Origin of the sequence: Cohnella ginsengisoli (assembly GCF_029525555.1) — a bacterium.
GTDB classification, from domain to species: Bacteria; Bacillota; Bacilli; order Paenibacillales; family Paenibacillaceae; genus Cohnella; species Cohnella ginsengisoli.
In genome coordinates, this window is sequence record NZ_JAPDHZ010000002.1 from 1,624,205 (window position 1) to 1,637,465 (window position 13,261).

10 protein-coding genes and 3 pseudogenes are annotated in these 13,261 nt (G+C 53.3%); 3 read left to right on the forward strand and 10 right to left on the reverse strand.

What is annotated here, in order from left to right; genetic code table 11:
• Nucleotides 1–123 precede the first annotated feature (123 nt).
• From OMP38_RS07855 to OMP38_RS07895, 10 genes and pseudogenes are all read right to left on the reverse strand, one after another.
• Nucleotides 124–540, reverse strand: coding sequence for a CpsD/CapB family tyrosine-protein kinase (locus tag OMP38_RS07855; RefSeq protein ID WP_277564581.1), 417 nt, complete (start codon nucleotides 538–540; stop codon nucleotides 124–126).
• Complete coding sequence (locus OMP38_RS07860; RefSeq protein ID WP_277564582.1) at nucleotides 485–1,543, reverse strand: Wzz/FepE/Etk N-terminal domain-containing protein; 1,059 nt, start codon at nucleotides 1,541–1,543, stop codon at nucleotides 485–487. Before OMP38_RS07860 ends, OMP38_RS07855 begins: the two co-directional genes overlap by 56 nt.
• Nucleotides 1,544–1,898: 355 nt before the next feature.
• Nucleotides 1,899–3,626, reverse strand: a pseudogene (locus OMP38_RS07865) (ABC transporter ATP-binding protein).
• A 72-nt stretch (nucleotides 3,627–3,698) separates the two neighbouring features.
• A complete protein-coding gene (locus OMP38_RS35660; protein ID WP_420869629.1) occupies nucleotides 3,699–4,436 on the reverse strand; it encodes a nucleotidyltransferase family protein in 738 nt (245 codons plus the stop codon).
• Nucleotides 4,391–4,903, reverse strand: a pseudogene (locus OMP38_RS35665) (nucleotidyltransferase family protein); the annotation flags it as partial. The gene OMP38_RS35660 and the pseudogene OMP38_RS35665, both read right to left, overlap by 46 nt.
• The gene (locus tag OMP38_RS07875; protein ID WP_277564584.1) at nucleotides 4,900–5,376 is read right to left on the reverse strand and encodes a lasso peptide biosynthesis B2 protein; all 477 of its coding nucleotides are present in this window, start codon (nucleotides 5,374–5,376) and stop codon (nucleotides 4,900–4,902) included. The pseudogene OMP38_RS35665 and the gene OMP38_RS07875, both read right to left, overlap by 4 nt.
• Nucleotides 5,363–5,680: a lasso peptide biosynthesis PqqD family chaperone gene (locus OMP38_RS07880; RefSeq protein WP_277564585.1), complete on the reverse strand. Its 318-nt coding sequence runs from the start codon at nucleotides 5,678–5,680 to the stop codon at nucleotides 5,363–5,365. The genes OMP38_RS07875 and OMP38_RS07880 overlap by 14 nt, the downstream gene beginning before the upstream one ends.
• Nucleotides 5,677–6,627 (reverse strand): phosphoenolpyruvate carboxykinase (ATP), encoded by a 951-nt coding sequence (locus OMP38_RS07885; protein ID WP_277564586.1) that lies wholly within the window; start codon nucleotides 6,625–6,627, stop codon nucleotides 5,677–5,679. The genes OMP38_RS07880 and OMP38_RS07885 overlap by 4 nt, the downstream gene beginning before the upstream one ends.
• A 76-nt stretch (nucleotides 6,628–6,703) precedes the next feature.
• A complete protein-coding gene (locus OMP38_RS07890; RefSeq protein ID WP_277564587.1) occupies nucleotides 6,704–6,826 on the reverse strand; it encodes a paeninodin family lasso peptide in 123 nt (40 codons plus the stop codon).
• Nucleotides 6,786–8,771 carry an asparagine synthase-related protein gene (locus OMP38_RS07895; RefSeq protein WP_277564588.1) on the reverse strand — a complete coding sequence of 662 codons (1,986 nt, stop codon included), beginning with the start codon at nucleotides 8,769–8,771 and terminating at the stop codon, nucleotides 6,786–6,788. Before OMP38_RS07895 ends, OMP38_RS07890 begins: the two co-directional genes overlap by 41 nt.
• A gap of 207 nt (nucleotides 8,772–8,978) precedes the next feature.
• Here OMP38_RS07895 and OMP38_RS07900 point away from each other — a divergent pair, with 207 nt between their 5' ends.
• From OMP38_RS07900 to OMP38_RS35670, 3 genes and pseudogenes are all read left to right on the forward strand, one after another.
• Nucleotides 8,979–10,136, forward strand: a complete 1,158-nt coding sequence (locus OMP38_RS07900; protein ID WP_277564589.1) for a hypothetical protein — start codon at nucleotides 8,979–8,981, stop codon at nucleotides 10,134–10,136.
• Nucleotides 10,137–10,423: 287 nt separating this feature from the next.
• Nucleotides 10,424–11,872: a PA14 domain-containing protein gene (locus tag OMP38_RS07905; protein ID WP_277564590.1), complete on the forward strand. Its 1,449-nt coding sequence runs from the start codon at nucleotides 10,424–10,426 to the stop codon at nucleotides 11,870–11,872.
• Nucleotides 11,873–11,970: 98 nt separating this feature from the next.
• A pseudogene (locus tag OMP38_RS35670) lies at nucleotides 11,971–12,153 on the forward strand (glycosyl hydrolase family 28-related protein); the annotation flags it as partial.
• Nucleotides 12,154–13,261: the final 1,108 nt, after the last annotated feature.

Below are 13,261 nucleotides of genomic sequence, written 5' to 3' on the forward strand. Positions count from 1 at the left end.
GACGATGCACGCCTAAGGTGACGAATCACCCACAGCATGGCCGAGTGCCTACGGTGATAAAGGTCCGGTAGACATTACCTTCGCGCCCGTCGAACGGCGCACTGATATTGAAAAAGAGATCTTCTAACGGTCGCGATCCGCTTTATTAAGCACGATGCCGAGCAATGGCGTACCGTTCTGGGAGAGCGTCTTCGCGGTCTTCTGGAGCTCGGCCCGCTTGGTGCTCGCGTATGCGACGACAAGCACGACGCCGTCGGTAGATGCGGCGACGATCTGCGCGTCGGCCGCGGCGTTCACGGGCGAAGCGTCCACGATGACACGGTCGTACCGCCCCTTTAGCTCATCGAACAGCTCTGCAAGCCTGCCGGAGGATAGCAATTCGGTCGGCCCGGGCAGTTGATCGCCTGCCGTAATCACATGCAGATTCGAGTAGCCGGATTCTTTAACGATATCTTGAAGCGTCTGTTGATTCGCCAAATAATTGCTAAGCCCGTCTCTGCGAAGCTGCCCCAGAATCGCGTGCAGGGTAGGTCTTCTCAAATCCGCGTCGATCAAAAGCACCTTTTTTGCCGGACCTCGCGTAGGCCAGCGCCAGATTGACCGCAGTGGTCGTCCGCCCTTCGCCCCATTCGGTCGAGGTGACGGTGATCGCTTCGATCGGCGTTTTGTTGGACAGAAATTCAATATTGGCTCTCAGGGTATGATAGGTTTCCGATACGGGAGAAAAGGGATTGCTGTCCATGATGGTCGCGGATTTCAATGCGGGCGTGGTCATTAGGCTTTTCCCTCCGTTCTGATCGCCGCAGCGGCGTGGACCGGCCGCTCGGTTCCTTCTGCCTTTTTTGGCTTTTCTGCGAAAATCTCTCGTTCTCATGCGGGGAACGACCGCAAAGGTTTGTACGCCGAACAGCTGCCAAATTTCTTCTTCCGATTTGATCGTCGTATCCAAATACTCCAAAAGAACGATAACGCCGGTCGCAAGCGTGAATGCCACAAGAAAAGCGATCGCGATATTTTTGGTCAGGTTTTGCCCGGTGGGAGACGTCGGTTCATTTTCCTTCGCCTTGTTCAGGACCGTCACATTGTCCACCTTCATGATTTTAGGGATTTCCGCCTGAAACACGTCCGTCACCGCGTTTACGGCTTCTGCGGCTCTGGCGTAGCTCGTGTCGCGAGCGGCGATGACCATGACCTGCGTCTCTCCAAGGGGCCGGACGGTCACCATGCCCATGAGCCGATTCGAGGTCAAACCGAGATCGGGAAATTGCTCGACGACTTTGTCCATAATGGCCGGAGATAAAATGATCTGGGCGTAAGTTCCCATGAGCTGCATGCTAACGCCGATCGCATTGAGATCCATTTGTTCGCCGCCAAGCACTTGAGAGGTTTTGTTCACGATCAACTTGGTGGTGGCCGAATAATAATCGGACTCCATGCTCCGCGAATAAAAGAAAGCGGAAGCGCAGGCCACCAACACCGCAAGCACGATGACCCAGAAGCGCTTCTTGATTGCCGTCATGTACTTTATTAATTCCAAATCCATGTTCATCCGCCCCTAAGCGTTAAATGTGGTCGTACAGAAGGTTGATTCGGACGATGCGTTTCCAAGCATAGGATACAATATGTATCTCAAGACAGCCTTAGTTTATGATACAATTTGTATCCTGTCAAATGATTTTTGGAGTTTTGTCGGCTCCTTCTCCTTCCCTAGGCGGCGACAAAACGGCGATACGACCGCGATTTTTGCTTAAGCGCTTCCACTATGCCTGTGGAATGATCGCATGCGTTTGTCGAATCCTGACGCTGCTTTTGCCTCAAAAACGCGAAAAACGGAACAAGCGAAAATAATCGCATTGTTCCGTTCATTTTTGTAATCATAGTGAGACTAAAAGCTGGTATTAACTCGAAGCAGCCAAGGTTTGGTTTTCCAAAAGACTGCCGAATAAACCCCTTTTTTCTGCGGCCAACTCGGAAAACGAGCCTGATTGTACGATTGCGCCTTGGTCTAAAACGATAACCTGGTCCGCCCCTCTTATCGTGGATAAGCGGTGAGCGATCACGACAAGCGTCATGCGGCCTCGCAGCTTCTCTAAAGCTTCCTGGATTTTGAGCTCGTTTTCCGAATCCAGCGCGCTTGTCGCTTCGTCCAAAATAAGGATCGACGGTTTGCGGAGAATCGCCCTCGCGAGCACCAGTCGTTGCCTCTCCCCCCCCTGACAATCGCACGCCACGGTCTCCGATAAATGTGTCAAGTCCTTGAGAAAGCTTGCGCACAAAATCTGCGGAAGCGGAAAATGCCAAGCTCTCCCAAAGCTCGGTTTCAGAAGCGTCCTGCTTGACCAACAAGAGATTATTGCGAATCGTGTCATTAAATAAAAAAGGGATCTTGGGGAACGTAGCCCACCGATTGTCTAAACGCGCGCAATCTTGCCTTGGTCAGCGGAATGCCGTCGATGACGATGCTGCCCTGTTCAGGCGCCGTCAATCCCATGAGAAGATCGATGAGCGTGCTTTTGCCCGCCCCAGAACGCCCTACGACGGCCGTCATGCCAAATGCGGGAACGGATAGGTTAATATTGCGCAGGGCATAGTTCGGCCGAGTGGCATCGTACCGATAATAAACGGACCGGCACTCCAGCGCATGGCGGATCGCGATGCCTTCGGACTGAACCTCCTCGCCAAGAGACATCTCGGCAGCCGCACGGCATTCGGATTGAATCTCCAGTACAGAACGGAAAGACGGCAAATAGGAGGCAATTTGCTCGAGATTCGATTGAATGCCGGTAAAACGCGGCCAAAGTCGCGAGAAAATGAGAACGATTAAGATCAACTGCTCAATCCGGGTATGGAGCATATGCACGAATACGAACAAAAAAAAGCGCAATGAGCACGGCGGAGGCCGCCTGGTAGGCAGACTGGGATTTGTTTCGAAGCTTTAAAAATTCATATTGCTCCTCCTGAATCTTCGCGCTCACCGACTCCAGCCAGGAAAGGCGCGACCGCTCTAACGCATTCGTCTTGATCTCCCGAATGCCGCTGAGCTGGTCGGAAATGCCTGCCAGGTACTGTCTCGCCAGATCGGATGAACGGTTGCCGAGCGTTTTGGCTTTACGCAGCGTGCGGCGCATGAAAAAAGCCAAAGCGGTCCCGCAAATGATCACGATCAGCGTAATGGTCGGCGATAACCAGAAGGCCAAACCGATTTGGATAACGGTAAAAATAACGGAAGCCAGCAGTTGGAGAGATAGCGTGACGCCTCCGTTTACGCGAGCCAGCTCCCCGGTTAGCGCGTTAATGAGATCGGATTTGCGCGTACGGATGAAATACTCCCAGTTGGCCTGCAAAATGCCGCGATAAGTATCGCTGCGAAGCCGAAATTCAAATCTATGGTTCATTCTGGCATTTTGCAGAGAGACCCTTTGCTTGAGCAGCGCTTGCGCGAGCACGATGGCAACGAATAATCCGAGCACGACCGGGAGCCGCCATTCGGAAGGGAGACGGGTAAGCGGTGCGAGCCAAGCCGATATTGGCGACGAAGCAGCGTCAATGCCGGAGATTCCGCCCATGCCGAGCATCGGGATGAGTAAAATCAAACCGATTCCTTCTAATAAGCTGACCGTGATCATGCCCAGCACGTTCCAGTAAAGCGCTCTTCCCGCAAATGCACGAAGCTGCGTCAAAAAAAAACAGAACGGATCTCATAGGAGTTTAGATTCACCGCTTTCGACAAGGGAGGGTTTGCCCGTTTTGTCCAACTTTCTCCATGTCCATAGCAACGGGCGCAGCGGGAAATATAAAAAGTGAAAGGTTTTGGGCAAAGGGAGCGTCTTGGCATCCATGGGGTACGGGTACAATAAGCTGAGTAAATAAAGAAGCTTTTGTCTCCGCGGTTTAATCGCGAACAAATACCGCTCGTACATCCGAACTCGCTCGGGCGGCGCGTTTTCCAGCGAATCCCGCATAAACGAAAGCACTTGCGGAATTTGCGCGCCAGACCGCTTTAAACGCGTAAAGCCTTCCAGCTCTTTAGGAATAGGCGTTTGAAGCAATTGGGAAGCAAGTATAAGCGCCTGTCCGACCAAGTGCTCCGTCCCATACCGGATGGATAGCTGCGCACAGGAGGACCAGTCGAGTCCGCGTCGGGCCAACACGTCGATATCGCAGAGCCAGCGCAGCCGGAACCACCCGTGACGCGCGCCGTGATGAACCAAATACAAAAATTGATCCTCCGGTCCAAGGTAGGCGACAGGTCCGCTGCCGAACGAATGCTCGCGCCGGCGCGACCACAGCTTCTCAAAATCCGGCTCTCTTCCTGGCCCCGGCGCCAGACGCCAATGGATCTCGATCTGCAGCGAATGCGAGGGATGAAAAAAGAGACGTGATGGTGCCTCCACTTCCAGCCGTTCAGTACGTTCGGCAGCTGCTCTTTCTCGCATTCGTATCCCAGATCCGCCAACAAAATACGGATCTCATCGAGTTTTTCCGCAGGAACGAGGATATCTAGATCTTTAGAAGTCCTTTTGGAGAGATCCCCGTAAAGATCCTGCGCAAGCAACGGTCCTTTCAGCACGAGCGAGCGGACACCTCCCGACGAGAGACATGCCGAAACTCTGCTCATTTCCGCAGCCAAAGAAAGCATCTTTAATCGGTTATATCGGCTATCCGTATCCAACTCGGCCTTTACGTAATCGGGAATCCCAGGCATTCGCTTGTGGAGGAAAGCCGCCAATACGGGATATACCCGGTGGTTTTTAGCGAGCCGCAAAAAACGGGTCCAATCCACCGCGGCAAGATGAATCGCATCCATCGGCTCTTCTTCTGCGCGATGCCGCAATAAGTCCAGTAAAAGCGTCTTCTCGTCGCAAAATAATCCTGAACGTTCGTCCCTAACGATTACTGTCATTGCGATCCCTCATGTTCAGCTGGAATGATATGCCGCGCAAATTTGCCGACGACCGTGAACCCCCGCATCTCTTCGGCCCCGGTGACGTACAGGTTTCCGCACCGAAGCCAGGCATGAGCAATCATGCGTCCGTCTTTGTCCTTCGCCGTACCTAAATACAACGTACTTTCGATCCGTCTCCGCTTAAGCATTTTCATCGCCGCGATCGCGCGGACCAAGCATCTCGTATCGAGCGGAGACAATCTTCCGGCTCTGCGTATGGCGGAGGATACGCGGGTCGCGAATTCTTTGTTGCGCTGTTCCGTTTCATGGGAAGTTTCCGACATGGGTTGACCTAGCAGGCGCGCGTATTTTTGAAAGGGAAGTAGAATGAGAAGCCGTGCCCAAGCGAGGTAGGCCAGTGCCTCCAAGAACATTCTGCGATCTTGGCTGTCCGTGGACGTGATGCGCGTTACCCATCTAAGCGCGTTCATCCGGCCCTCCCGCGGCCGATATCGTAATCAAGCTTTGCTCGGAGAGTTCTGCCAGAAAGGATCGGACGTGATCCTCGCAGGTCTCTCGATCGACCGCATATTCGGCTGTCAACTGATCGACAAGGGCTTCGACGGTCGTTGTATTTCCAAGCAGTTCCCAAACTCTCCCGCCGATTTCGCCCAGATTAAAATATTTCCCAAGCTGTACGTTCAGCATCACCTTCTCGCCGTCCATATCGCTGACAATATTGCCCGGAACCTGCTGAATAGAAGCATTTTGCGGAATCGTCGTTTCGATCGTCATGGTGACCAGCCTTCCGTCGATAAAATGTGAAGCATGCGTTTGACCAGCTCCGGAGCCGTAAAGCCCACGGTTGGACGTTCTAGCTTATATACATCGATACGCGAAGCCAAACCGGCCGTCATGCGGAAATGCCAATCCGTCATCCCCAACCGGTCCAGCCAAAATTGCCGGTAGGTGTGACGCCGCATCAATGACAGTCTATCCAGCTTGGATACGGGGACGAGAGACGGTTCGTTCCGATCCGATTTTACGAGTTCGAAGATACCGGCGAGCGGAAGCGGCTGCGCATGGTAGCCCGCTTTAAGCGGCACGGCGAATTTAGTCTCGCGCTTAAAAATAGGCCGGAGCGATTCATTCGAGATTCCAAAGCCGTCCAAACTTTGTTGCCATAATTTTTGCTGCGGATAAGAGGGTATGACTAGCGGCCTTGCATACCCGCCCGAAAAATCGAGCGCGATGACGTCATCGCTGACGAGCGGAAACCCGGCTTGGAGAAACGCTGCCGCCAAAGTCGACTTGCCCGCTCCCGAATCGCCGACGACGCCGTATGCCTGTCCGTCGATCGCGATCGCGCTGCCGTGAAGCGGCAGCAGGCCTCGTTGCATCAACGCCGCGCCCATGCACGAACCGAGAATGAACAAACGCAATTCGTCCTGGTCTGCGCCTTCCTCCGGGCATATCGCGATATGCCGCCCATTCTGGATATCGAAGATCGCCGTCCCCGGTACCCGGAACATCACCCGACCGGGCGCTGCGTACGAACTGCGTCCTGTCTGCGACAACGCCGACCAAACTTCCGTTAGATCGGCCCGTTCGACGCGTATGCTTTGGGCTTCGGAATACGCTTCTCGCGATTCCCACCTGGGCAGTTCGGGGAAATCGATATCGCTCAGCATCACGCATCCAAAAGCCTTGTATGCCTGCTTTTCTAAAGTACTTGTCGTCATCCGCTTCACTCCAACGGGGATTTTCATTGCAAAGGCCCTCATACGCTTGCGTATAAGGGCCCTTGCAGAAGAGGCATTAGCTGTGATGCTGGGTCGCTTCATCCGGATCGAGAGAGTCCGGAATCGTTACACCTGGGCCGGCGAACGTCAGTTTTACGTCAAGCACTTCCAACGAAGGCTTCGTCCATTCTTTGTTCATTTAAATCACCTCCCTTCAAGCGGTTAATGAATCTGTATAGAACGAGGCTGCGCATAAGGAGCGTAAGATCGGTTTCGTAGATGGCCGCCGGTCCGGGTATTTCCTTGTATTTCGACGCTGCGGCGCGGACGACCGGCATGTGAAGCCACTCGGCCATGGCGTCATCCCCGCACATCTCCTCGATCTCTCGAATGAATCGCGGCCATGATGGGGCGAGCCGAGCGATGCCGTCCGCGCCTTGAATCCCTCTCGTCTTGCCGTTCAGCCGTACTTCGTCTGGAAGCAAGCCCTGAGTGGCTCTTCGAATCAATGCGCGGTCCATGCCGTCCCTCACATATTGATCGAGCGGCACGGACAGACAGAATCGAACGACCCTTAGATCGTTGGTGGGATCGCGATACCAGACCCCGTGCCGCAGCGACAGTTTTGTACCGCTCGTGCCGCTGTTCGTCCAATGATGAACCTGCTCGAATTGATCGCGGCGCGCGGAGATCATATCGGGCAACCTTTTCCCGGACAAATCGATGCCTGCCTCGGTCAATTTTCCGAATATTCCGGTTCGCGCGGCAAGTTCCGGCGCGATTAATCCGGTCAGCGCGCTTCTTTCGTCCGGCGGGATCTTCGCAGGAAACAACCTATCTTTCATGTAGGAAAGCACTCTTTTACGGCCAATGCCTTTAAACCTGCTGTATTGATAAATCTCCCGATAGAGCTTCACGAGCCTGAGACGCTTGAGCAATATCGCGTAATATTCCAATGCCGGTCCGAATGACACGGTGAAATTGCCTCGGGCGCCGTTGAGTAGAACGCCGACGCCATCTTTAGCCGCTTGCTCGAAAATGTTGCCGAACCAATAGGAGTTTTCAATGAATTTATAAGGCATCTCCATCGTGTCGAGCCAATCGTCCATCTCGGAAAGCGGGCTTCGATTCTCGAATCTCAAATAGTTTTCGCGAATATTGCCTACGTGCGATACCGTCGCCGAAATCATAGGACGCTCGTCCGCAACCCTATTTTTAGACGTCCAAGCCCCTCCGGATTCGAGCGGTATCGCGCTGTATGTATGCAGGACCTTATTCCTTCGCCGCAGTTCCCTCGCAGCCAATCCAACGACCGTCCCCGAATCGAGGCCTCCGCTTAGGAACGAGCCCGCTTCCTTGTGGGTACGCAATCTACTGGACACCGCCGTTCCGAAGACCTCCAGAAAGGCTTCCTGGTACTCTTCGTCGGACGAGAGTTTTAACGTACTCGAATGCTCGAATGCGCCATACCTTTTTATCCTCAGATTCCCGTCGCGTATCGCGAAAGCATGAGACGGAGGAATCTGCTTAATGCGCCCGAATACAGTCGAGGAAGCGTCGATGGTCTCCAATCGGCTGGGGCTGGCCAGATATTCGGCAATCCATGTTTCATTCAGCTGTTCGCCGACGCCTTCGAGCGGCAACAACGGAGCGATCGTCGTGCAAAAAGCAAAACGCGCACCGTTGTCGTTATAATATAAGGTCCGGTTTCCAGTAAAATCTCTTGCTCCAAAAAGCGATTCCTCGGATTCGTTCCAGATGACGAAGGCGAAGTCCCCGATGAGATGCCGAGGCATGTCTTCTCCCCACTTGGCATAAGCCAATAAAAGCAAGCGCGAATCGGGCAGCTCGGCAAGTTCGGCTGAAGGAACTCCCAATTGATTCGCCAAGTCCTCCCGGTTGTCGAGGATCACGTCGGCGGTAATCGCAAGTCCGCGTTGGCCGTCATACCATGGGAGGATCTCCCCGATCGATTCCGGCGTCACCCACTGCGCATGACAACCGAGAAACAACCCTCCGCTGCTCCACAATCGAACGTCATCCGCCGGATATCGGGAGAGGGAGCCCATGAGCGAAATCCCTTCATCGTACGCGCTCTTCCGCTCTGCGCTTCCGTAATTAAATATGCCCGCGATTGCGCTCATGCCAATCCCCCCTCTCTCGATCCCAATCGTATCCATTCTCTAAATTGATACTATCTGTATCGTTTGTGGTTTTAATTTAACTTACACTTCAGAATGTGTCAACCTCTTTTTTTGAAAAGAGAATGCGAGAGCTTTCTCGATTTTTGCGGCTTAATATGATACATTATGTAACGACCAACCCACAGATCCGTAAGGCAGGTGTTCATTTTGCTTGTCATTATGTTTAAGAAATACCGTAAATTGCGCTCGCTATGGACAAGTGTCGCGATTGTCGGATTGTTGCTATCGCTCAGCGCAATCAGCTACGAAATCATAGGATTTTCGGAGCCTCGCACTTCAGCGGCAATCGACCATACCGGACCCAACGAAAAAACGCTGAATCGCCCCTATGAAGACTGGAGACAGCAAGAAATACCATTCGGCGTCTCCTCGATCGATCGCGCGCCCTGGCGCTCATACATGGACACCTGGGACGGCAGTCGCTTCCTCGACACGCTTGGCGTGGTACTAAACGGCGTAAGTCCGCAAGAAGCGGACGCTACGGCCCAACTCCTCTCCGAAGCTGGATTTCATTCTGCTCGCATCGAGATCGGCTGGGGCAACGTTTCGTTCGACAATGAAAATGCGCTGAGCGAGCCGCAGGGCAGCCGGTTTATATCGATCATTTCCGCGCTCAAGAAGCACGGCATTCGGCCAATCGTCCTCCTAAACGCCAACGCCGGCAATCCGGTTCCCAGCAAAACGCTAAAGCTTCATTTAATGAAGAGCGCTTCCAAAGGAGACAAAGCCATCTATGTCGACAACGTGAGCGGCATAGTCCCCCAATATACCGGTTTAAGCGGTCAAGCTTATCAGACCATGTACCCTGTCATTACGGCCGTGGATGCCAAGACGGGCAAGCTGACGCTATCGGCACCGCTCGCAAATAACATAAAGGCCGGAGCGATGGAGCTCATTCGCCTCAAATACCGCCCGCTTTCCGGGACTAAATTTACCGATGGAAAAGACAATCCAGCCGCCCAACAAACATTGAACGGCTGGAACGTTTATTTGAATACGGTCACGAAAATGCTCATACGGACTTTTGGAACCGAAAATAACGCGATAGACAAGGGTTTCGATCTCGAAGTTTGGAATGAAATGACGTTCGGAAGCCAGTTTCTCGATATCGGCAATTACTACGATCCGAAGCTTCAATTTTCGCAATATCCCGTGTATGCGTTAGGCAATCGCAAAGCCTCCGGCGGCGAAGTTCTGCTGCCGATGACCCTCTCCTTCGCCAAACAAAAAAAAACTGGCCGGCGTGCGCATCATCAGCGGATTCTCCAACCAGCGTCCATGGGAAAACGGAACCGAGCTCTTTGACGGGGAGGCCGGCTTCAGCAGACACTATTATACGGGCTATAACGGAGCGCAATCGTTATTTTCGCACGACGCGCAGACGAACAACAAAAAAGTATATATCCGCAACCGGAAAAACGACGCCCGGGATCGACGATTACCTTCCCGCCCACACTTTTGCAATGCCCGAATATTGGTTCTACGCTTACCATACCGAATTTATCGTCAGAGATCTGCAGCCGTTCCCCGGACCTTTCCGCAACCATGGCCGCTATGCGAATTCCGGAGACGGACGGCAAGCCGAGGTATGGATGACGGAGACCAATTGGTGGCGAAATCCATTTTCGGATAAAATCGTCGCGCAAACCGGCATCAAGAAAAACGACAATCGCCTGCGATCGCTCATGCAACAAATCGGCGCAAAATCTACGCTCCGCATCTTCACGTTCTACGGCCATAAAGGCGTGCAAACGGTCGAGCTCTTTTCCGCCAAAGGAGGAGATCTCGATTATGGACTTATTAACGACTCTTTTTTCGAAGAATTGAGTAAAAACGGCTACAAGCTAACAGAACGGGCGAGGGCGCTTGCCGGCCCTCAAATAGACGCGCTTGCCCGAATATCCAAGATCATGAGTTCGGGACAACAAATCGAGAATCCAAGGCCTGTTCAAGTGTCAAGCGTCGTCGAGGTTCATCCGCAAATCGCGCTTCCCGGCAACGGCACGATCGATCACCCGGACACCAACAACATGGACGATCTCGCCATCTTGCCGTATCAGCTCGATGACAATCGGTTCGCGATCGGATACTATGTGGTAACGCGGGACCTAACTCAGGAATGGCAGAAAGACAAGGCAGTCCTCGATCCGGCACGGTACGCCATGCCTAGCCAAAAATTCAAGATTACCTTGAGCAACGTGAACGGTCAGGACGCGACGATTTATTCCTACGACCCTCTCACCGACCAACGAATGCCGGTGCCAATCCTCGAGCGTACGTCTCGTTCGTTGACGATAGAGGTCGAAAGCACGGACTATCCCCGATTTTTAATGCTCGAAGAAAATCGAGCTAACCCGGGTCCGCTCATCAGCGACGTCCGGCTCGAGAAGGTCGAACAAGGCGCGAGTTTGAGTTTTAGCTCCAATCGATCCGGCACTGCAAAAATACAATGGGGTCCGTACCCGATTCGAAGCGGAGGAACGTTCACCCTCAGCCGCTATGAAAATACAGCCTCGCAAATTCCAACATCGACCGTCTCTGTGCCTATGATTACGAACACCAAAGCACCGCTTAGCAAAGGCGTGTGGGTGTTCAAAGGCACCATTCGGCCCGAATTCTCCGAAGATTACACGTTTTTGATCGACATGAGTTCTTGCAAACTCTCGTTGATGATAGACGGCAAATACGTTATTAACGGCTGCGGCGCGAATGGCGATAAGTCCGGTTCGATTCGACTGATCGCCGGTCAATCTTACGACTTCGCGCTGACGATAGAAAACAACCAAGATAAGCCTTTTGACTATATCGCGTATTGGGCAAGCGCAAGCCAGGTCAAAGAACCCGTGAACGCCATAGACGGAGACGATAATGTCGCGGAAATCATCGTGAAGGAAGGAGCCCCAGAGAGTTTATTTCTGCCAGGCTTCCAGGTTGGAGACGGTGTCCGTATTGAATGGAATGATGGCACGGCATCCGTTCAAACGCGATATCCCGCTTGGAGTTACGATGTAAAAGGCGTGCTTTGGCCCCAGGTCGGCTAACGCTGCCGTACAAGCGCCGTGGCCGAGCCTTATCGTCCGAATATCATAGAGTAGCCGAATTTATGGTCAATCTATCGTATCGGAAGGTGATGACCGCCATGGATAGCTACCTGAGCGTTAAGGATTACGGGGCCGTAGGCAATGGTATAGCCGACGATACGCAAGCGATCGTGAATGCGATCGCCGCAGTAAATTCATCGAATACGGGGACAACGCCTAAAACAGCAGGCGTGTTTTTCCCTCCTGGGCGTTATCGCTTAGGCACGGGAATCGAATTTCCCCAGCGTGTTACCGTGCTTTTCGCCGACCAGGCGATGTTATGGCCGGACGCCGGTGTGACCATCTCTATGTTCAGTCAGATTTCTGCCGGTCTTTTTCCGATATTCGGCGGAGAGGGACAAGTAGCCGGTCCTATGAACGTTTCGGAGATTTATCCGCAGTGGTATGGAGCGTCCGGCAGCAGAAAAAGCGTCATGGGATCCATCGAAAAAAACGGTAATCAATTAAAGCTTCAAAACAAGCTCGACTTCAGAAACGGTCAATATGTATCGATCCCCGATGCAGCTCCCTGCCGCGCGACGGCGCCGTCTAAATTGCAAGCGGCTATCAAAGGCCAAGCGGGAAAAACCGCATACCGTTATAGTGTCGTAGCGCTCGACGATACAGGCGGCATATCGGCATCTGCAACGATTATCGTCAACAATGGGCCCGCAGACATTTCTCCCCACAATGCCGTCGTGCTGACATGGTCGCCTGCCGCGAATGCGGCAGCCTATGCCGTATATGGAAGAACGGCCGATTCCGTTAAGCTATTGTCCCGCGTTCTCGATCCGGCCTGGACGGATAGCGGTGCGGCCGTCCGCAGCGATGCGCCTTCGATACCCGCGTCGTTGCCGTCATTGGGCTCGTTCGTTGCCCGTATTATCGGCGGCGCCGGCACGACCGATTTAACGTTGTCCGCTGCCTCGCCGACGGCCGTCAACAAATACGTCGAGCATGACGATACCCTTCCGCTTAGGCGCGCATTCGCCACGGCAGGAACAACGGGAAAGGTACAGTTGCCGCCAGGCGTCTATCCGGTCTGGGATACGATCGTATGCCAAGCGGCTGCGTTCGCGGGTGAAGGAGAGGCTACGCTTTTATTTAAGCCTTATGCCTCGTACGATTTAAAGCCATGCCTGGAAATTTCCCGGACGAATACCGTCGTTACCGGGATTGGTATCGGGAGCGGACGAGAAGCGTATTCCCTAAACGCGCCCACGTGGGCGGACCCCGCTTTGTTTGCCGGGCAGAATTACGATATGTTCGTGACCGGCAGCTGCGGGATCCGGATTGTCGGAACGGCCAGGCCTTCGTTTAGAGGCATTCGTATCAGCTCGCTTAAAGCGG

Coding starts and splice junctions, on each gene's coding strand:
- OMP38_RS07880 (WP_277564585.1), bottom strand. CDS start 5,680: ATGACGATCGAAACGACGATTCCGCAAAATGCTTCTATTCAGCAGGTT.
- OMP38_RS07890 (WP_277564587.1), bottom strand. CDS start 6,826: ATGAACAAAGAATGGACGAAGCCTTCGTTGGAAGTGCTTGACGTAAAA.
- OMP38_RS07905 (WP_277564590.1), top strand. CDS start 10,424: ATGACGGAGACCAATTGGTGGCGAAATCCATTTTCGGATAAAATCGTC.
- OMP38_RS07885 (WP_277564586.1), bottom strand. CDS start 6,627: ATGACGACAAGTACTTTAGAAAAGCAGGCATACAAGGCTTTTGGATGC.
- OMP38_RS07895 (WP_277564588.1), bottom strand. CDS start 8,771: ATGAGCGCAATCGCGGGCATATTTAATTACGGAAGCGCAGAGCGGAAG.
- OMP38_RS35660 (WP_420869629.1), bottom strand. CDS start 4,436: ATGCGAGAAAGAGCAGCTGCCGAACGTACTGAACGGCTGGAAGTGGAG.
- OMP38_RS07860 (WP_277564582.1), bottom strand. CDS start 1,543: ATGGATTTGGAATTAATAAAGTACATGACGGCAATCAAGAAGCGCTTC.
- OMP38_RS07875 (WP_277564584.1), bottom strand. CDS start 5,376: ATGAACGCGCTTAGATGGGTAACGCGCATCACGTCCACGGACAGCCAA.